The 20,568-nt window shown below is 56.2% G+C and carries 18 protein-coding genes; all 18 read right to left on the bottom strand.

Annotated features, from left to right (window positions below):
- Window positions 1–4: 4 nt before the first annotated feature.
- The 18 genes from EYC98_RS17945 to EYC98_RS17860 all read right to left on the bottom strand — a co-directional run bounded on the left by EYC98_RS17945 (window position 5) and on the right by EYC98_RS17860 (window position 20,566).
- Complete coding sequence (locus EYC98_RS17945; RefSeq protein WP_279246772.1) at window positions 5–1,990, bottom strand: bifunctional aldolase/short-chain dehydrogenase; 1,986 nt, start codon at window positions 1,988–1,990, stop codon at window positions 5–7.
- Between the two features lie 68 nt (window positions 1,991–2,058).
- A complete protein-coding gene (locus EYC98_RS17940; protein WP_279246771.1) occupies window positions 2,059–4,029 on the bottom strand; it encodes a M48 family metallopeptidase in 1,971 nt (656 codons plus the stop codon).
- 30 nt (window positions 4,030–4,059) lie between these two features.
- The gene (locus tag EYC98_RS17935; protein WP_279246770.1) at window positions 4,060–4,656 is read right to left on the bottom strand and encodes a LemA family protein; all 597 of its coding nucleotides are present in this window, start codon (window positions 4,654–4,656) and stop codon (window positions 4,060–4,062) included.
- A gap of 55 nt (window positions 4,657–4,711) precedes the next feature.
- Complete coding sequence (locus EYC98_RS17930) at window positions 4,712–5,053, bottom strand: helix-turn-helix domain-containing protein (protein ID WP_279246769.1); 342 nt, start codon at window positions 5,051–5,053, stop codon at window positions 4,712–4,714.
- Entirely contained in the window at window positions 5,050–5,763 is a 714-nt protein-coding gene (locus EYC98_RS17925) for a transposase (RefSeq protein ID WP_279246768.1), read from the bottom strand. Before EYC98_RS17925 ends, EYC98_RS17930 begins: the two co-directional genes overlap by 4 nt.
- Window positions 5,764–5,880: 117 nt before the next feature.
- Window positions 5,881–7,788 (bottom strand): sensor domain-containing diguanylate cyclase, encoded by a 1,908-nt coding sequence (locus EYC98_RS17920; protein ID WP_279246767.1) that lies wholly within the window; start codon window positions 7,786–7,788, stop codon window positions 5,881–5,883.
- A gap of 10 nt (window positions 7,789–7,798) precedes the next feature.
- On the bottom strand, window positions 7,799–9,094 hold the full coding sequence (locus EYC98_RS17915; protein WP_279246766.1) for an adenylosuccinate synthase: 1,296 nt from the start codon (window positions 9,092–9,094) through the stop codon (window positions 7,799–7,801).
- A 12-nt stretch (window positions 9,095–9,106) separates the two neighbouring features.
- Entirely contained in the window at window positions 9,107–10,246 is a 1,140-nt protein-coding gene (locus EYC98_RS17910) for an ATP phosphoribosyltransferase regulatory subunit (RefSeq protein ID WP_279246765.1), read from the bottom strand.
- Between the two features lie 43 nt (window positions 10,247–10,289).
- A complete protein-coding gene (locus tag EYC98_RS17905) occupies window positions 10,290–10,481 on the bottom strand; it encodes a DUF2065 domain-containing protein (RefSeq protein WP_279246764.1) in 192 nt (63 codons plus the stop codon).
- 160 nt (window positions 10,482–10,641) lie between these two features.
- Window positions 10,642–11,517: a protease modulator HflC gene (gene hflC / locus EYC98_RS17900; protein WP_279246763.1), complete on the bottom strand. Its 876-nt coding sequence runs from the start codon at window positions 11,515–11,517 to the stop codon at window positions 10,642–10,644.
- Window positions 11,518–12,672, bottom strand: a complete 1,155-nt coding sequence (hflK, locus tag EYC98_RS17895) for an FtsH protease activity modulator HflK (protein WP_279246762.1) — start codon at window positions 12,670–12,672, stop codon at window positions 11,518–11,520.
- A 91-nt stretch (window positions 12,673–12,763) separates the two neighbouring features.
- A complete protein-coding gene (gene hflX, locus EYC98_RS17890; protein WP_279246761.1) occupies window positions 12,764–14,077 on the bottom strand; it encodes a ribosome rescue GTPase HflX in 1,314 nt (437 codons plus the stop codon).
- A gap of 16 nt (window positions 14,078–14,093) precedes the next feature.
- Window positions 14,094–14,345, bottom strand: coding sequence for an RNA chaperone Hfq (hfq, locus tag EYC98_RS17885; RefSeq protein ID WP_279246760.1), 252 nt, complete (start codon window positions 14,343–14,345; stop codon window positions 14,094–14,096).
- A 117-nt stretch (window positions 14,346–14,462) separates the two neighbouring features.
- Window positions 14,463–15,419 carry a tRNA (adenosine(37)-N6)-dimethylallyltransferase MiaA gene (gene miaA / locus EYC98_RS17880; protein ID WP_279246965.1) on the bottom strand — a complete coding sequence of 319 codons (957 nt, stop codon included), beginning with the start codon at window positions 15,417–15,419 and terminating at the stop codon, window positions 14,463–14,465.
- Between the two features lie 36 nt (window positions 15,420–15,455).
- Window positions 15,456–17,273 carry a DNA mismatch repair endonuclease MutL gene (gene mutL, locus EYC98_RS17875; protein WP_279246759.1) on the bottom strand — a complete coding sequence of 606 codons (1,818 nt, stop codon included), beginning with the start codon at window positions 17,271–17,273 and terminating at the stop codon, window positions 15,456–15,458.
- Window positions 17,273–18,607, bottom strand: coding sequence for an N-acetylmuramoyl-L-alanine amidase (locus EYC98_RS17870; RefSeq protein ID WP_279246758.1), 1,335 nt, complete (start codon window positions 18,605–18,607; stop codon window positions 17,273–17,275). Before EYC98_RS17870 ends, mutL begins: the two co-directional genes overlap by 1 nt.
- A 16-nt stretch (window positions 18,608–18,623) precedes the next feature.
- Window positions 18,624–19,088, bottom strand: coding sequence for a tRNA (adenosine(37)-N6)-threonylcarbamoyltransferase complex ATPase subunit type 1 TsaE (tsaE, locus tag EYC98_RS17865; protein WP_279246757.1), 465 nt, complete (start codon window positions 19,086–19,088; stop codon window positions 18,624–18,626).
- Entirely contained in the window at window positions 19,085–20,566 is a 1,482-nt protein-coding gene (locus tag EYC98_RS17860; RefSeq protein ID WP_279246756.1) for an NAD(P)H-hydrate dehydratase, read from the bottom strand. The genes tsaE and EYC98_RS17860 overlap by 4 nt, the downstream gene beginning before the upstream one ends.
- Window positions 20,567–20,568: the final 2 nt, after the last annotated feature.

The raw sequence follows: 20,568 nt of genomic DNA, 5'->3' as shown, positions 1-20,568 counted from the left end.
AATATCAAATGACCCGCTCATTACCGCCATCAACAGCTATTTGAGCGCCCGTCGTTGCTGGTAACAGATCACCGGCCAATGCCACAACGGCGCCCGCGACATCCGCCGCGTACACCGGCCTCTGTAACACGTTGTTGGACTTATACTGATCTACAGTCAGTCCATAGTTCGAGGCACGCTCGGCCAGAACCTGATCGGTCCAGATCCCAGTGTCATAAACGGCATTGGGGTGCAGCATATTCACCCGCACACCGTCTGCGCCTAACTCCAGAGCCGCCACTCGACCCAGCTGGGTCAATGCCGCCTTCGCAGTAGAGTAAGCAGCCGCACCGGGGCCAGGCGCTGGCACATTTTTCGATGCAATCAACACCACTGATGGATTGCAGCCACGCCGCAAATATGGCGTACATTCACGTAACAACCGCACATGAGAGCTGAAGTTTAACTCCAGCGATTGCTCCAATGCCGCGTCAGTCAAATTCGCGATGGCGGCGCTGGGGGAAAACACACCCGCATTACTGACTAGAATATCAATACCGCCAAAGGCACAGACGCCGTGAACCAGCGCGTCAGCCACAGCCTCAGCATCCGTAACGTCGCAACGCATCCCTAACACTCCCGGCGTTGTAAGGTCGGCGATACGGTCGTCGATATCCAAGGCAATAACGCAGGCTCCCTCAGCTTGCAGACGCCGCAGGCAAGCCAGACCAATTCCAGATGCAGCGCCTGTGACCACCGCTACTCGTCCTTCAAAAGCCCCGGGGGCCGCCAACCGTTTAAGCTTGGCCTGCTCTAACTCCCAGTACTCAAGCTGAAAAATATCCGCCTCCGGCAGCGCTTGCCAGCCGCCCAGACACTGTGCCCATTGCACCGCTTTCAGCGTGTGACGGGCAATGTCACTGACCACGCCGACCCGGCCGATATTCTGGCCGAAGGCGATAACGCCGCGCTGCTGCCAGACTGCATAACGCGGCGCCGCATCAAGACAGGTCAATTGGCCACTATCATGCCGGGCAAAGTAGCTTCGATAGGCGTCAGCATAGTCTTCAAGCGCCGCCTCCAGGTCGCTCTCCCTGGCGCACCCAAGCACTACCGGGATGCGCTTGGTATGCAATGTATGGTCTGGCGTAATCGGGCCACCGCAGGCGATCGTCGCTATATCGTCGCGGCTGCTATAGCCGACGTAGTCGGACTCCATGCGCAGGGTTGCCAACATTGGCCGACCGGCCAACTCACTGACTTTGCCGCGCACCGCGGCCAGGTCTATGGCATCTGCGGCTTCGAATGCGCTGGCACCCTCAGCTCTCATCGCTGCAGCGCCCTGACCTGCCAGAAATTCCTCAGCCAGATCGACAATCTCGATCATGTTCTCGTAGCTGGTACGTGCATCATCCGCAAAGGTGAACACTCCATGATGAAGCAGCACAATCCCCCGTATCCGAGTCCAGTCAATATCACGGGTCGCTTCAAACACCTGCTTTGACAAGATAAAACCGGGCATGATGTAAGGCAGTATCAAAATGTCGTCGGCGTACAGCTGGCGCAACAATGATTCGCCATCAGGGGTATTACTAATCGCTACCACTGCGTCAGCATGGGTATGATCAACGTATTTGAACGGAATGATCGCGTGTAAAATGGCTTCTACTGAAGGTGCCGGCGCTGAGGGATCCAGCAGTGCCGCTTTCAATTCACGCGCCATCTCGGTATCGGTTAATGTGGGCAGTTGCGCCAATCGGCACAGGGTCTCCAGACAAGTCGGGCTCAAGCCGGCCGGCTCAAGCGTTTTCAGATCCCAACCGGAACCTTTGACGTAAAGCGTTGGAACCTGCTCACCAAAAATATTACGGGTTTGATCTTTGACCGAGGTATTGCCGCCGCCATGCAGCACCAACGAGCTTTCCTGGCCCAACAGTCGCGACGTATAGACCCTTAACCCCAGCGCACCTTCATGGCTGGCAGCCTCCTCGGAACTCCATAAGCTGTCCATAAATGTTTCCTTGCGTGGTGTCGCCCGTCGGCGAGAATACGGAACGTTAAAAGATCAATAATCCGGGTTCAAGCCAGAGCTTCAATTCTAACGCTGGCGGGTACCGGACAATCCATTACCGCGGCGACACTAACCAACAACTCAATTTCAGTAGCCGTTAGCTTTTCATCATGGCTGGCGCAGGCCGCCATACCCTTAAGCAATCGCGGTTTCAGTAACGGAAAGCAGTCCGCCAGTTTGTGTACGGCCTGACTGAATTCACCAACGGCACACTCTTCCAGTGGCAATAGCGTCAATTTGTCTAGCCCAACAGCCTGAGCACCACGAGCAAAGGCCGCATCACGCTCCCCCGCATCCCCATGCCCGTGCCAGGCCAACACAGACAGCACCATGCGAAAAGGCTGCCGCACCTGCGCGACTCTGCGGTAGCGTGGCCGACTGGCTTTTACGGGCACAAACTCCGGGTCAAGATAATGGCGTATCACCTGATAGACACACCACTCAAAAAGATCTATCTGGCGATCACTATGAGCAACCCGCAACAGGGTTTTGCGAAACACACGGTACTGCGGAGGCGACATACACTTTAGCGCCGGCAGGCTAAGCTCCAACAACGGCAACCGCTGCTGCACGGGCAATGCTGCGATGGCCCCTGCCAGCTCATTGGTTGTCAGTTCCAGTCCACGCACGCCAGTTTCGCGCAGCAAGGTAAGCTGGCCCTCACGCGCCTCCCCCTCCGGCGCCAACAATAGAGCGTAGGCAATGCTCTGAGCACCCAGCGGGTCATGGGCCTGATCGGCAAGTGACTCTGGTATGGAATCCGACAAATGGGTATCCACTTGACTAAAGTCAGCATCAGCCGCAGCCGCAAGCACGGCGCTATCGGCACCGGCGCCCGCAATAGCACCCACCAGTGCCGCCGTCGATGCCACCTTCGCGGCGCGCTCAAGCTGCTCGCGCCGCACCTGATCGGCAGCGGTTCCGGTATAGGCTTGATCGCGAGTGTACTCGATATACTGACCGTCCCAGGCCGGTTGCAGACGCCGAATGCGGTCCGCCAAAGGCGGATGCGTGGCAAACACCTGTACCAGCGAATCAGCGATCTGGCCAAAAAAAATATGGCTCAATTCATTCGCCTGTCCGGCAATCACATAAGTGCCCGGAACATAACCTCCGATAAACTTCAGAGCATCCGCTATACCCTGCGAATCGCGGGTAAACTGCACCGCGGATGCATCGGCGAGATACTCCTTCTGCCGCGAAATGGCCGCTTTGATGAAGCCGGCAAACAGCCCACCCAGCCAGCCCATTACCCACAACCCCAGTCCTGCGACCAGCAGTGGCGCAGGCATTTTCTTGCTCTTGTTGTAACTGCGTCCCTGATGCATTCCACCGCGAACCAGAATTTCACCGACGTCGCCGATAAACGTTATCCCTTTCAGCAGCGCTGCCAGACGAATATTCAGCCGCATATCTCCGTTGAGTATGTGACTAAACTCATGGGCAATAACACCCTGCAACTGATTGCGATCAAAATTCTCTATGGTGCCCCGGGTAACCCCTATTACGGCGTCGGTGGGAGAAATGCCGGCGGCAAATGCATTAATACCGCGTTCACTGGCCAACAGGTATACCGGAGGCACTGGCAGTCCTGCAGCTAGCGCCATTTCTTCAACCACATTCAGGCAGCGACGCTGCTGGGGGTCAGCGGTATTGGGCAATATTCGCTGACCGCCCAGTCGCTCGGCAATCGACTTACCCCCCGCTGCCAGTTGCGCCCACTTGAACATCACCACCAGAAAAACGGTACTGACCACGGCTAAACTGACAATACTGAAAGAGTCCCAGCTGAAGGCATCCAACCAGGCCGAAAAAGTCGCAGGCTCTGCCAGCGAGGCGTCCGGACTGCCCAGAAAAAACAGCAGGCTCGAAAATATCGCATTGGTGATTCCAATCAACAGCAGTACTGCCAGCATAAAAAGCAGTATCAGCCAGCGCGTCTTGCGCCGGGCATTGTCCTGTTCGGTATAAAAATCCACCGGCTGGTTACGCTAGGAGTACAGTCCGGCTCAGAAGCTGACCTGAGGAGCCGCTTGAATCTGTGGAGAATCATCAAATTCAAGCAATTCAGCACTGGTGGGGTGGCCAAAACGTGGCGCAAAGAATACCGGAGGGAAGCTCTCCCGATAGATATTATAGGCGGTTACAGCATCGTTATAGCCTTGCCGTGAAAACGCCACCCGGTTCTCGGTGGTGGTGAGTTCTTCACTGAACTGGCGCATATTCTCACTGGCTTTTAGATCTGGATACGCTTCCATAGTCACGTTAAGCGAACCCAGTGCACCACCCAGCGCTGTTTCGGCTGCGCCCAACTGTTGCATTTCCGCACCACCTGCGCCGGCTTTTGAAACCGCTTGCAGCACCGCCGCAGCGTTATTACGCGCACTGATAACCGCCTCCAGAGTCTCCCGCTCATGACTCATATAGGCCTTGGCCGCCTCTACCAGATTTGGGATCAAGTCATAACGACGTTTGAGCTGGACTTCGATCTGCGCAAACCCATTCTGATAACGATTTTTCAGCGTTACCAGGGTATTGTAAATAGTTATCACGTAGCCAATTGCGATCAATATCAGCAACCAGAACACTATTGTCGAAACTTCCATCAGATACCCCTGTCAACGCCGTTTGGAACATTATAACCGCTTGTCCGGCAAAGGGTTAGCGCGCGCCGTTGCGCTGCAACTCGCATCGGTAACGGGTTAGCGACTTGCCGTGCCAGCGATGGAACGCGCGATAAAAGCTGTTTGGCTCTGAAAAACCCATTTCCAGTGCCAGTGTCTTACCGGGTAGGGACGTCCGCGCCAGCACTTTGTCGCAGCGATGGACACGCACCGCATCAAGCAGCACCTGGTAACTGGTTCCCTCGGCGCGCAAGCGACGCCGCAGGGTACTACTACTCATACACATACGACTGGCTGTGGCCTCAGCATCTACGCGTTCGAGATCGGCCAGTAGCAAAAACCGTAGTACCCGCCGGCGCAGTGGCTTACGTTTTCTCATTGGTCCTTCCCCTGGTGTAGAGATAAGTCGGAACCCGATATGGGAGTCTTCAGCAGCGCCACTGGAGTCTCCAGCGCAGGGGCCAGGCGCTGACAGAACCCAGCCGCGCCATAGGGCTTACCCTGATAGAGGCAAGCCCGGATCTGGCGCGTTTCTTCAGGCTTCAGGATGTCGGCAAACTGACGTCGATAGGCGATACGGCGCGCCAGGTTATCGGCACCGAGCGCACGATAGCGGCTATGAGGCACCCACAACTCCGACTCAACACCCAGCGCACTGCAACCGTAGCTCGACCATCTATAATCCGCTGGCGTGGCGACCACTGAAGCGCGCACCGGGTTGGCCTCAATGAAGCGACAGCAACGCAAAAAATGGTCATCCGCCTGCACTGCACTACACAGGTAATGCTCTTGCAGCAGCTCGGAGGCGTCGGGGTAGAGACTACGACAGTAACCCAGATACTGTTTACGTACGTCGCGCAACAGCGCATCTATCGCCGTGTCTATGGCCGCGGTTAGCAGCAAATGGCAGTGATTCCGCATAACCACCCAGGCATGCACAGCCACCTGAAAACGACAGGAGGCGTGTTGCAGGTATTTTAGATAGGCTGCGTAATCACTGGGACGACCAAAACAGTCGCTGCGTTCCTTGGTGGATTGCACAATATGCTGGGTCACACCCACCGGGTGTTTACGTATTGAAAAGACCATGGCTGCTTCCTTGTAACCAACGGTGTTATCGCTTCATTCAGCTATAACTATAGTCGGCCAGCCCAGCTCTGCCAGTGTCATTATCCATCTTTTGCGGCCAATCTCTGGTGCGCCGCCTCAAGTGCTTGCAGGTAGCTTCCGCTTCAGTGAATAGTCGCGCTCGCGCTCTACCTCTACCACGTTCCGGCCGGCTACCTTACCGCTATCAAGCGCCCGGTCCGCCAGTCTCAAGCAAGTTCCCAGCTCCATGCCCGACTCAAAGGCAGCTATACCAAACGTCATGGTTAGCGACAGCTTAATATTATCAAATTCAAACTCGTGTTTTTGCACAGTAGCGCGCAATTTTTCCGCCAATATCCGACCACCGTCGAGGTCTGTCTCCGGCAACAGCAGCAGAAATTCTTCCTCCCCCCAGCGTGACAGAACATCAACCTGACGCAGATGCTGACTCAGCAAATCGGCCGATTGCTGCAGAATCTGATCACCACAATCGTTGCCGTAGTCATCATTGAAAGACTTGAACCGATCTATATCGGCGAGCACTAATATGAACCCGCGATTGTTCCGCTCTGACCTGACAACTTCTTCTTCTGCGCGTCCCATGAAACCACGTCGATTGAGCAGCCCGGTAAGAATGTCTACCCGCGCAGCTTCGGTCAATCGCGCATTCATGTCCTGTAGCTCCTGGGTACGCTGGCTAACCTGTGTTGCCAAGCTGCCATACAGTCCGGTGAAACGATTAGCGAGTGAAATTGCCATGGAAACCACTACCGCAAAGAAGCCTGGCGTAGCCAGTCGAGGCGTCTCCACTAGCCCTTGCTCAACCAAAATATCGTTGAGAACGGCGGCGGCAAAAATAGTCAACCCAACCAGCATCGTCCGCGCCTCTACCCGCGCTTCCTCGTCATCGCTCTGGGCATACCATAGCATCTGAACAAGAACGCCGAAGATACCCGGCAACACCCATATCAGCCAGGCTTCCAGAGTCATAAAGGCAATCTCCAACCCTGGCACCAGCATCACAATCCCTCCCAGACCCAGAAAGGAGAACTGATAAATGCGCGTCCAGCGCGGTGGCGCATATGACAACAGCGACCAGATCATCTGTAAGCCCAGTGCCGGCATTATGTAGAGGACAAAATACTCAAGCTTTTTCATGCCCACAAAGGGCAACCCGAACTCGTGCTTCCATTGGCTTTGCATAAAACCGTAAATACCCACGCACAGGGTAAATAGCCCAAACCAGAGGAACTGCCGCAGCGCGGTGTTGCGCCGAAACAGATACAGGTGATAACTGCCAAAACCCAGATACAACGCCGACAAAACTAGCAACACCAGCTGTGTATAACCACTGGAGCGCATCAAATCAAATACCGTACCTACTTCGAAATTACCCTCGTATGCACCCGCGGAAGTCTTGCCGAAAAGCAGCTGATGTCGCCACACTCTCAATGCCAGACGCACCTTGCCATCTTCTCCGATGGCGGCGCGCGGTATCTGATATATCAGCTGGCGGTCATAAACCATCTCAGGGCTAGGCGGTAATTTGCCGGAGCCGCCCAACAAAATACCCCCGGCATAAAGCTCGTAGGCGCTATGAATCTTGCCGATGGTAACGCCGAGGTGATTGAGGTCGATAGTACCGTCATCACGCAGATCGAACTGCAAAGTGGCGCGATACCATGCCATGCCTGTCAAGTCGTCATAGCCCTGTGCACGCCAGTCCCTGGGCACCATCAGACTAGACCAGCTGGAATCGTCGTAGTCCTCTGCCGCCCACGCCATACTGTCACCGGTACGGAAACGCCAAGCACCGGCAATAGACACCGGTTCGTCCAAAGATTCTATAGTAAATGTGCTGGCGGGCGCTGTTGCAGCCTGCACCAGCAACAGCGGTGCCAGCAGCCATAACAGGAGTCGCAGGCAGTATGAGAAGTCTATTTTCAGTGGGCTCCACGCTTTTGTGGGAGCAATTCTGGACAGCCTGGGTTCAGCTATTTCACGCCTGCGGTCCTCTCGTATCATGGCAATACGCTTAGCCGTTAAACGGGTGCCGCAGCACAATCGTCTCTACGCGATCGGGCCCAGTCGATATTATGTCGATCGGCGCGCCTACGACTTCTTCAATTCGCTTGATATATGCCAGCGCGTTAGCCGGCAGCCCAGACAGTTCAGCCACACCCAGTGTCGACTCGCTCCAACCTGGAACGTCTTCGTACACCGGCTCCAGGCCTACATAGTCATCGCTGTCGACCGGGTTGGGCAGAACCCCGCCATCACTATCCTGATACCCCACACAGATGCGAATGGTATCAAGACCATCGAGCACATCCAGCTTGGTCAGACACAGACCAGAAACACTATTAATCTGTACCGCGTTTTTCAGCGCAACTGCATCAAACCAGCCACAGCGCCTGGGACGACCGGTAGTCGCACCAAATTCATGACCGCGTCGGGCCAGGTGTTCACCGGTACTATCGAACAGTTCCGTCGGAAACGGCCCTGAGCCAACCCGGGTGGTATAGGCCTTGGTAATACCCAGCACGTAATCCAGATACAACGGTCCAAAGCCGCTACCAGTAGCAGTGCCACCGGCGGTGGTGTTTGATGATGTCACAAACGGGTAGGTACCGTGGTCAATATCCAACAGTGACCCCTGTGCGCCTTCAAACATAATCGGCGCACCGCCCAGCCGGTATTCGTGCAGCGCTGCAGTAACATCAGTAACCATGGGACGCAGCTGCTCGGCCATTTCCAGAGCCTCGTCCAGGGTCGCCTGAAAGTCCACCGGCGCCACCTGATAGTAGTTGCTCAACATGAAGTTGTGGTATTCCATGACTTCTTGTAACTTGCCACTGAAGCGTTGGGCATCCATCAAATCGCCCAGCCTCACCCCACGTCGCGCCACTTTATCCTCATACGCCGGTCCAATACCACGTCCAGTGGTACCAATTTTGGCCTCTCCACGGCGCGCCTCGCGCGCCTGATCCAATGCTACGTGGTAAGGCAAAATCAACGGGCAGGCTGGGCTGATACGCAGGCGTTCGCGCACCGGCACATCACGCTCTTCAAGTTCGGCAATTTCCTTCAACAATGCCTCGGGTGACAACACCACGCCGTTGCCAATCATGCAGGTCACGCCGCGACGCAGAACACCGGAAGGAATCAGGTGCAAAACGGTTTTTTCTCCGTCTATCACAAGCGTGTGCCCGGCATTATGCCCGCCTTGAAAACGGACTACGACTTCGGCCTGATCAGTCAACAGATCAACAATTTTGCCCTTGCCTTCATCGCCCCACTGGGTACCGAGGACCACCACGTTCTTGTTCATACTTTGCACCAATTACAGAATTTCAACTTGCCAATCTCCCTCTCTGCACACCAACTGCCGGTCGCAGCGGGGATCAACTTCACCCGATAGACTACAGATCACTATTTCACCGGCCCCACGCAGTTCGCCAACCCGCTGCCACATCGCATCATCACTGCCAACGGGCGCACTGATCGCGGAAGCCAGAGGCACCTGCTCCAGCAGGTCAAGTAGCGCTTTCAGGTCCGTGTTAAAACCGGTTGCTGGCCGCGCACGGCCATACACTTCACCAACATCGTCATAGCGGCCACCATTCGCCACCGCCTGTCCAAACCCTGGCACATAAGCGGCAAACACCAAGCCGGTATGATAGTCATAACCGCGCAGCTCACCCAGATCAAAATAGATATCGACGTTCGGATAGCGATGCTCTATGGCCGCGCGAACTTCATGCAACTCAGCGACCGCAGCAGCTGCATAGGGCACATCTTCAAGCACGCTCAAATCACCGTGCTTGGACGCCAGTTCCAGAATCAGCTGGCGCCGACCCGCATCTGCCAGCGGCGCCAACACCAGTTTCAGATCCGGTAACGACTTGCGCTGCAGTGCATCAAAAACAGCCTGCTCCTGATCACTGTCGAGGCCGCTGTCAGCTAACAGTGAACGGTAAATGCCAACGTGACCCAGGTCCAGTGTCACCCTACCGAGACCCGCACAGGCGACTGTCTCGAGCATCATGGAAATTATTTCGATATCTGCCGCCAGACTGCTATCACCATACAGTTCAGCACCCACCTTGATCGGTAGCCGTGACCCCAACAGCGAACCAGGCCTGGTCTGCAGTACACTGCCGGCATAACACAGCCGGCTAACACCTTCCTGCCCCAGGCTGTGCGCATCAATCCGCGCCACCTGAGGGGTAATGTCGGCACGGATACCCATCGTGCGACCGGATACCTGATCAGTCAGTTTGTAAGTCAGGGTGTCAAGGTCTGTACCCAGGCCACTCAGCAGCGAGTCGGTAAACTCTACTAGTGGCGTAATCAGCAACTGGTAACCCCAACTGCGATAAAGGTCCAACAGCTGGCGTCGCAAATCCTCCACTCTGGCGGCGGAGGACGGCAGTACTTCCTCAATACCGTCTGGCAATAACCAACGGTCATACATCGTCATATTCGCGAAACCCCTTTGGGCTGCAAAGTCCCGAAACCCCTGGTCAGTGGACCAGATATAGTAGTGCCAGCCCCAGCATCATGCTGAACAGGCCCATAGCGCGCATTGTCCGGTTATCCAACTCGGCCATAACCTTCACCAGATTACGCCAGCGACCGGGGCTAATAAACGGCATTATCCCTTCCAGAATAAAGACCATAGCCACCGCTACTGCCAGTTGTTGCCAGACGTCCATCGTCGGTACCGCGTCCCCCCGAGGATAGCGCGCACAAAAAAACCGTGGACCCCAACGCTCGTCTATAAACGCAGGACCTCACGGTTGCAGAATTCTATCACAGGAACTACGGGTAATTGCACTGATTTTTCAGTGCGATCACCCGCTTATTAGCCTCGAATCAGTTGGCTCCACCAGGATTTTTCAGATACTTGAAGAAATCACTGTCAGGCTCAACCAGAATAATATCGCCCTTAGAGCGAAATGCGTCCTGGTAAGCCCGCAAACTGCGCGTGAAGCTATAAAATTCGCTGTCCTGATTGAAGGCCGTTGAGTAGATGGACGCTGCTTCCGCATCACCGTCACCGCGAATCAGTTCCGCGTCACGGTAGGCTCCCGCCTTGAGGATGGTTACCTCGCGATCCGCAGAGGCTCGAATACCCTCAGCAAGCTCGCTACCCTGAGAGCGCAGTTCACGCGCTTCCTTCTCCCGCTCCGCATTCATTCGCAGAAACACCGACTCGGAGACCGCTGGCGGCAGATCGATCTGCTTGACCCGAACGTCTACTACTTCTACGCCAAGCTCTGCATTCGCCACTTCGTTCAACGAATTGGTTAGACTCAGCATTAGCTCATCACGCTGGCCGGAGACGACTTCGTGCAAGGTACGCACGGCCACTTCGTTTCGCAGACCATTGTTAATACGCTGAGCGAGCAGCGCCTGAGCGCGGTTCTCGTCGCCACTGGTTGCCGTGTAGTACTTGGCAACATCAGACACCTTCCATTTCGCAAAAGAATCGACCACTACGGCCTTCTTCTCTAACGTCAGATAACGCTCCGGGCGCGCGTCAACGGTGAGAACCCGACCATCAAAGACCCGCACACTGTTAACGAACGGGATTTTGACATGCAGGCCCGGCTCTATATCCGGACGCACAACCTCACCAAACCGCAGCATAACTGCACGCTCGGTTTCTTTGATGATAAACAGCGAATTGCTGATTAAGACCAGGCCGAATACGGCCAACAAAACTGCCACCAAACTTTTGGTATTCATTTAACGTCCTCCCCGGCTATTGCGCTCGGCGCTATCGCGACGGATCTGCTCAACCACACGGTTGGTCAACTCACGCACATCGAGATCGCTTGACCCGCGCCCCGCCTGACCGCTCGATGACTGATTCACGATCTTGTCCAGCGGCAGGTAGAGCATGTTATTACCACCCTCCACATCCACCACCACTTTACTGGTGTTGCTATAGACCGTCTGCAATGCGTCCAGATACAAACGTTGCCGAGTCACCTCGGGCGCCTTGCGATACTCAGTTAGCAGTTTTGTGAACCGCTCCGCCTCACCGCTTGCCTCAGCGACCACCTGCTCTTTATAGGCGTTGGCTTCTTCCAGCACCCGCTGAGCTGCTCCACGAGCTACCGGAATAACACCATTGGAGTAAGCCTGGGCTTCGTTCTTCACCCGTTCTTCGTCCTCGCGTGCCTTGATCACGTCGTCAAACGCTTCCTGCACTTCAGCCGGCGGTTTGGCTTCGTCGATGTTGATTCTGGAAATCTGAATGCCGGTGCCATAGTTATCGAGCAAATCCTGCAGCCGCTGCTGCACATCGATGCCTAATTGCTCACGCCCATCGGTCAACACATAGTCCATGGAACTACCGCCGACCACATGCCGCAGCGCACTTTCCGTGGCATGCCCCAGACTCACCTCTGGCGAGCGCACTTCAAGGACGAAATTCTCGGCGTTATAAATGACATACTGGACAGACAGATTGACCTCGACGATATTCTCGTCTTCGGTCAGCATCTGCTCGCGATGAGCCACTGTGTTAACACGAGTCACATTCACGGTAGTAACGTCATCAATCAGCGGCGGATTCCAGCGCAAACCAGGCTGCACAGTATCGTAATACTTACCGAACCTGAGCACGACACCACGTTCCTGTTCGTCAACGGTGTAAAGCCCCATTAGCGCCCAAACCACTGCCGCTACCAGCAGTAATATTACGAACATGCCTCCAGAAACAGCCGCACTGGGTCCACCAGAACCGCCCCCGCCAGATTTCCCGCCGCCAAACAGGCCGCCAAGTTTCTCCTGCAGCTTGCGCAGTGCCTCGTCAAGATCCGGCGGACCCTGCTCGCCACCACCCCACGGATCACGGGGTTTATTGTCGTTACCACCCGGTTCATTCCAGGCCATATAACTCTCCCATCGGGGATTTAGAAATCCCATTCAAGCCAATCCAAGTCTAGCGCCAATCGCCAGACAGTTTAACATAAGCCGCGTCAAATCAGCTCGCACCTGACCACTGCAGCGGCGCTTTCACCGCCAAATTTTCAGCCGTCAAATGCTCGGCAGCTAACAAACGCTCCCAGTCGGCCCGCGGCAGCTTGACCTGCAGCAGCGCGTGGCCGTCATCTCGTGTACGCTCTTCCTGTACCGCACTATGGCGATAAAGAGCAGCTCGCATACGTCCTTGCTCCGGGGCGAGATCAATCCATTCCTGCACCAATTCGCCGCCCAACAACTCACCGATCGCCTGCTCTAACAAGTCGCAACCAGCGCCTGTATGTGCAGACAACCAGACCCGCTCTGGCTTTCCCGTTTCGTCTCTATCTATACGCGGGGCCTGCTCAAGTAGATCGAGCTTGTTATAGACCTCAAGCCGGGGAATCGCCAGCGCGTCGATTTCTTCCAATACTTCCTCAACTTGCTCGATATTTTCCTGTCGTTCGTCGGTCGCCGCATCTATCACGTGCAGCAGTAAGTCTGCACTGCGAGTCTCTTCCAGAGTCGCCCGAAACGCATCCACCAGTTTGTGCGGTAAATGCCGAATAAAACCCACTGTATCCGCCAATACGACCGGCCCACAGTCAGCGACATCGATGCGCCGCAAGGTGGGATCCAACGTTGCAAACAACTTATCCGCCGCGTAAACCCCAGCGCCTGTAAGGACATTAAACAACGTAGACTTGCCGGCGTTGGTATACCCCACCAAAGACACAGTCGGTATGGCCGCACGTTGACGTGAACGACGTCCCTGCGAGCGCTGCTTTTCAACTTTCTTCAAACGCGCCAAAATCGACTTTATACGCACCCGCAATAAGCGCCGATCCGTCTCCAGCTGCGTCTCGCCCGGTCCGCGCAGGCCAATGCCACCCTTCTGCCGCTCCAGGTGAGTCCAGCCTCGCACCAGTCGCGTCGCCATATGCTCCAGCTGCGCCAACTCTACCTGCAGCTTGCCCTCGTGGGTACGTGCACGCTGCGCAAAAATATCCAGTATCACGCCGGTTCGATCCGTTACCCTGCAACACAGTTCCTGCTCGAGATTACGCTCCTGACTGGGCGACAGGCTGTGATTAAACAGCACTACCTCTGCCTCGTGCAGGCGCACATACTCGGCGATCTCTTCAAGTTTTCCGGTACCAATAAAAAACCGGCTATTGGGCACATCGCGCTGGCCCATAACATATTCCACCGGGTCAGCCCCGGCAGACAATGCCAACTCCTCAAATTCACGCGGGTCTTCACGATCCGTCTCGGAACTGAGATTCAGGTGAACCAAAATAGCTCGTTCACCTGATTCGGGTCTGTCAAAAAACAATTAGGACCCGTTACCCTTAGCTCTCATCGGCTTCCTCTTCCGGCGGATTCTGCATAGGCATGCGGACCACTCGGGAGGGTACTACCGTTGAAATAGCGTGCTTGTAGACCATTTGGCTGACGGTGTTCTTAAGTAGCACCACAAATTGGTCAAACGACTCAATTTGGCCCTGTAATTTTATTCCATTGACCAGGTAAATGGACACGGGAACACGTTCCTTACGCAGTATATTCAGGTAAGGGTCTTGTAGAGTATGCCCCTTAGACATCTTTTCTCTCCTATCTATGGACCCAAATCGGGCCAAAAAAAACTATGGACGGGGCAGATTGCCCCTCCTCAATAAGCGATGTCCCAACCGGGGACGACGCCCGCGTAGTATACCTCACTACCCACGATCAATGGGGGCGGCTGCAAGATATTTCAAGGCCTGCTGGGTAGGATTTATACTAGATTTTTCGAGTAGTTCCGGGGTCGGCGCCGCAAAACCAGCAGCATTGGTGTAAATCCATTGCACATCAGGCCAGCCACGCAGCCAGGTTAGCTGCCGCTTGGCCAATTGGCGGGTCGCCGCAAGGCACTTTTGGTAAGCCGTGGCCTGATCATAGACCCCCTCCAGCATCTCCCAAACCTGCCGATAGCCTACCGCCCTGATGGCAGGCAGATCCGCGTTTAAATCACCGCGTTGATGCAAGCGCGTGACCTCAGCCACCAGCCCGTCGGTAAACATGACATCCAGACGCCGGGCAATGCGCTGATGCAAGATGCTCCGGTCGGCTGGGCCTATGGCCAGTTGTACAATATCCATGCCGCTATGCAGCAGCCCCTGTTCGGACTCTGCCTGCCGGGAGTGCCACTCCGTCAAAGTCACCCCGCTGGCCAGCCACACTTCCCATGCACGGCTCAGTCGCTGAGAATGATTAGGATGAATCCGCGCCGCTGATGCGGGGTCGACTGCCGCCAGTTGCGCGTGAATGTGCTCCCAGCCACGGGTCGCAGCCTCGCTGTTGATCTGTGCGCGCAACTCACTGCTGGCGGCCGGCATCGGCGCCATCCCCTCGAGTAGGGCCTTGAAGTACAGCATCGTACCGCCTACCAGCAGCGGGGTGCGCCCCGCCGCCTGTATCTCGGCGATAGCGACTGTGGCATCGGTTACAAACTCGGCCGCCGAATACGGCTCACCGGGATCGCGAATATCCACCAGGCGATGCGGATAGTCCGGCTTGGCCGAGCCAATATCGAGGCCGCGATAAACCAGCGCCGAGTCCACACTGACCAGCTCGCAGTCGAGCTCTGCTGCGAGTGCTATAGCGAGATCGGTTTTACCCGAGGCGGTTGGCCCCATCAGGCAGATTACCCGATGGGTTTGATCGGCACCCACTCAGCGTCCTCGCAGGAACAGCTTGTCCAACTCTTCCAGAGAGAGTTGCGTCCAAGTCGGTCGGCCGTGGTTACATTGACCGCTGCGTTCAGTGGCTTCCATGTCCCGCAGCAAAGCATTCATCTCAGGGATCGTTAGCCGACGGTTGGCGCGCACCGAGCCATGACAGGCCATGGTCGACAGTATTTCATCAATATGCGCGGCGATGCGATCGCTGGTACCGTACTCCAGCAGGTCGGAAACCACATCGCGCACCAATTGCTCAATGTCTGAATCACGCAGCATAATCGGCACTTCGCGCAATACCAGCGACTCATCACCGGCGCGCTCCACCCGCATACCCAACTGTGCAAATACCTCACCGTGGGTTTCAGCGCACTCAGCCTCGCGCTGGCTAACGGCCACGGTTTGCGGTACCAGCAATGGCTGACTGCGCAGCTCGGCACTGGCATGTTGAGTTTTCATGCGCTCATACGTAATACGCTCATGTGCTGCGTGCATATCGACCAGGATCAGGCCGTGGCTGTTTTCAGCCAGAATATAGATACCCTGCAATTGCGCCAACGCATAGCCCAGTGGCGGCACCTCTTCGGCGGGCACATCTTCCAATCGCGGCATGCTGAGCGGCGGCTGGCCAGCACTTGTCGCCGGTGCATACAACTGCTGATACACGGGCATGGCGTCTTGCACATTACCGACGGTGGGCTGAGCGGTCGCCGCACCCCAACCCAGGCGTTCCTGTTGGGGCGAAAACTCCGCCCCCATCCCGGCCGCTGCAGCAGGCCCCAGGGCGGGCGGCATACTATCGGCTGGACGCACATCCGCCAGCACCCGATGCAGCGCACGAAAAATAAAATCGTGGACGGTGCGGCCATCACGAAACCGCACCTCATGTTTGGTCGGGTGCACGTTGACGTCTACCAGCGCCGGATCCAGCTCCAGATACAGCACAAAAGCCGGATGCCGACCGTGATAGAGCACATCTCGATATGCCTGTTTGACGGCGTGAGCAATCAATCGATCCTTGATCACCCGACCGTTAACAAAAAAGTATTGCAGATCAGCCTGACTCCGCGAGAACGTTGGCAGCGCAACCCACCCCCACAGCTTCAGTTCCGGCAGCTCCGTCTCTATGTATAGCGACTGCTCCATGAAGGCAGATCCGCAGATACTGGCAATCCGTCGCTCCCGCTCGGCCTGTCCTTCACAGGCTCGCAGCTGATGCACCACCCGTTGATTGTGGGTGAGCTGAAACCCCACATCGTAGCGCGCCAGAGCCTGACGTTTGAGCACTTCTTCGAGGTGGTTAAACTCAGTCTTTTCCGTGCGCATAAATTTGCGTCGCGCCGGCGTATTAAAAAACAGATCACGCACTTCTACCGTGGTTCCGCGTGGATGCGGGGCCGGTTTGACGGCAACCTCCATATCGCGACCACTGGATTCAGCGCGTTGTCCATGGCTACCCTGCTCATCCGTATTAGACGTTATCGCCAGACGCGCCACCGAGCTGATACTAGCCAATGCCTCGCCACGAAAGCCGAGACTGGTCACTTGCTCCAGGTCTTCCAGCGAGCTGATTTTGCTGGTGGCATGACGACTAAGAGCCAGTGGCAAGTCATCCAACTCAATGCCACAGCCGTCGTCACGCACGCGCATCAGTTTGCTTCCGCCCGCCTCGACTTCAACCTCAATACGCCGACTGCCGGCATCCAGGCTATTTTCCAACAGCTCCTTTATTACTGACGCTGGTCTTTCGACAACCTCTCCCGCGGCAATCTGGTTTGCCAGTCGAGGACTGAGACGATGAATAAGCGGCATCAGGTAGCCGGGATCATCAGTTTCTGGCCAACCTTGATCACGCTGCCACTGAGTTTATTCGAGGCGCGCAGATCGGCCACGCTAACATTAAAGCGCTGGGCAATTTCAGACAGTGTGTCACCACTCATAATCACATATTCCCTTGCCCCACCCTTCTGCTGCCAGGCAATCAAAGTGTCGGCTGGTGGGTGCTCAATAAACCAGGACTTAACCCCGGCATGAATGGCGCGGGCCATTTTACGCTGATAACTGCGAGTACCTAGCTGCCGCGCCTCGTCCGGATTCGAGATGAATCCGGTTTCGACTAGTATGGATGGGATATCGGGCGACTTGAGCACTGCGAAAGCCGCCTGTTCCACCCGGTCACGGTGCAGCTTGGATATCTCATCCATCTGCGTTAACACCCGCGCACCAATCCCGCGACTGGCATCAAGGGTATAGCTCATCGACATATCGTAAAGCACCTGGGCCAGTTGATCGTCCTTGTCACTCGTGCTGACGCCGCCCACTACGTCAGCGGAGTTTTCCCGCTCTGCCAAAAAACGGGCAAAGGTGCTGGAGGCACCGCGCTGCGACAGCGTATACACCGATGTACCCTTGGCTTTGGGATTTTTAAAAGCATCCGCGTGCACAGATACCAGCATGTCTGCCTGCCTGGCTCGGGCCAAATCGCGGCGCTTGGCAAGGCCAACATAATAATCACCAGTACGAATGAGCACCGGCTTGAAACCGGTATCGCGCTCAAACAGACGCTGCACCTCACGCGCAATCGCCAGTACCACGTCTTTTTCCCGCAGCTTGCGCGGGCCGCTGGCGCCGGGATCTTCACCGCCATGCCCAGCATCAATCGCAATCACAATATCCCGGCGCACCGAATCCTCAACGCTCTTTTTGACGCTGGGTCTGGCCTGCTCCTTGCCAACGTCGTAAAGATCTACAACCAGACGGTTGCCGCGAACTTCATTGGCCTTGAGCAGAAAGCTGCGCGGCTTTGTATACTCATTGAGGTCGAGCACGATGCGTAAGTCTTTGCCATTGCGCGCGGCGTGGCGCACTCCAGTGATAGGCGTTTTACCCAGCTCGAGACCGGCAGTGGAAGCGACAAAACTGGCACCACTAAGGTCTAGCACAATGCGCTCGCGCCCGCGTAATTGTGTCAGTTTGTGGTCTACAACATCAGATAGGTCAAATACCACCCGGGTATGGTCCGGTGCCCGCCACAAACGTACGTCAAGGACTTCAATGGCCAGCGTCGGTGCCGCAGCCATAGCTAACAACAGCAAGCAGATAAGTCGCGACAGCTGTTGCAGCATGGGTTTCAAATTTGTCGGCATACATCCTTTCTTCGAATCATAGCGCCAGCCGTTGCAGACACGCTCGCCCTTGCGGCGACTGTGCCTGCAAGTGCAGGCGTCGACCGGGAAGCTCTGGCTGTATCGTAACCACTAAATCGGCGGGGGGCAAAAATCCCGCGCCGCGCTCTGGCCATTCGATCAAGGCCAGACGAAAGTCAATAAAGTAGTCACGAATACCCATAAACTCCAGCTCCTCTGCATCACCCAGGCGGTATAGGTCAAAGTGATAAAGGGTACCTTCAGCAAGCTGATATGGCTCGACCAGAGTGTAAGTCGGGCTTTTGACCGCGCCGGTATGACCCGCTGCCTGCACAATGCCACGGCTCAGCGTTGTTTTACCCATACCCAGCTCGCCCTTCAGATAGACTACAGAGCCAACATCAAGTGCCTCATAGAGCCTGGCTCCCAACGCCAGCATCGCGGCCTCATCAGGTGCGCTTAGGCTTTTCTCCGTGCTCACGCGGGCGTGTCTACCAGTGCCCGCAATAGCGGCAGTAAATCGGTTGCCAACAAACCTCGCCCGCCCTCCTGAGCAGCCAAATCTGCGGCTCGCCCATGCAGACAGACTCCGGCGCAGGCTGCAGCCGGCGGGCTCAAACCCTGGCCCAGTAAAGCGGCAATAACGCCGGTTAAGACATCACCCATACCACCGCTGGCCATGCCAGGATTGCCATAAGGACTCAGCCATATGTTCTGTCCATCGCACACCAGACTGCCCACGCCCTTTAATACCACCACGCCACCGTAGCGCTGCTGCAGCGCCTGCACTGCCGCAAAGCGATCCGCTTGCACTTCGGCTGTGTTTATACCTAACAGACGCGCAGCCTCACCGGGATGGGGTGTAATCACCCGATTCGCGCGCGGCTGCACCTCTAACAAGCGACCGCTGGCGAGCAGGGTCAAGGCATCAGCATCCAGCACCTGCGGTACCGCAGATAGCGCTGCAGCGCAGAACATCTGCTCAGACCATGGTCCAGTACCCAGGCCTGGCCCCACCGCCACTACTGTGGCGCGCTGTAAAAGCGATCCCATATCCGCTGCCACCTGTACGCCCCGGGCCATGATTTCTGGACACCGGGTAATAATGGCCGCCACATGCTCCGCTCGCGTCGCGACGCTGACCAGCCCGGCACCACAGCGCGCTGCCGCTTCGCCTGCCATCAAGGCAGCACCGCCCATGCCTATATCACCGCCGACAACTAACACGTTACCGAACATGCCTTTATGGGAATTCAAAGGGCGCGGCGACAACGGCGCTAGCATCTGCTCTATATCCATGACCTGAACACTCGCTGGCACTTGCTCAAAAACCGCTACCGGCACGCTCAGATCAGCATACTCCACCGGACCGCAATGCTCTGGTCCAGCAGCGGTATATAAGCCCTGCTTACGGCCAATAAAAGTTATCGTCACTGCGGCGACAATAGCCACCCCCAGAACGCAGCCGGTGTCACTGCAAAGACCAGAGGGAATATCCAGCGCCATCACCGGTAGTTGACTGGCATTGATATGGTTGATGACGGCAGCATACTGTTCGCGCACTGCCCCGTTTAGACCTGTGCCCAGCAGCGCGTCGACCACCACGCCTCCAGTCAATGCGGGCAGAGCATTGCCAAGCTGATTGATAACGACCCCTGCCGCCAGCGCTCGCTGTCGCGCCAATGCCGCATCGCCGGTTACCCGGTCAGGGTCGGGCAGCTGATACAACTGCACCGGGATGCCCCGTTGTTGCGCCAACTCAGCTACAATGTACCCGTCGCCGCCATTGTTGCCGGCGCCACAGAAAATATGCAGACACTCAACCTGCGGCCATCGCTCCAGCAAGGCCTGCAGCGCTGCACGCCCGGCCCGCGCCATCAGTCTAATACCGGCGATGCCTTCGCCCTCAATGGTGAGGCGATCCAGTTCCCGGGTTTGCGCTGCTGTGTATAAGTTCATAG

The sequence above is a fragment of the Candidatus Litorirhabdus singularis genome (assembly GCF_026262625.1).
GTDB classification, from domain to species: domain Bacteria; phylum Pseudomonadota; class Gammaproteobacteria; order Pseudomonadales; family Halieaceae; genus Litorirhabdus; species Litorirhabdus singularis.
The sequence above is the reverse complement of the archived record's forward strand: the minus strand, read 5'-3'. Positions and strand labels throughout refer to the sequence as shown.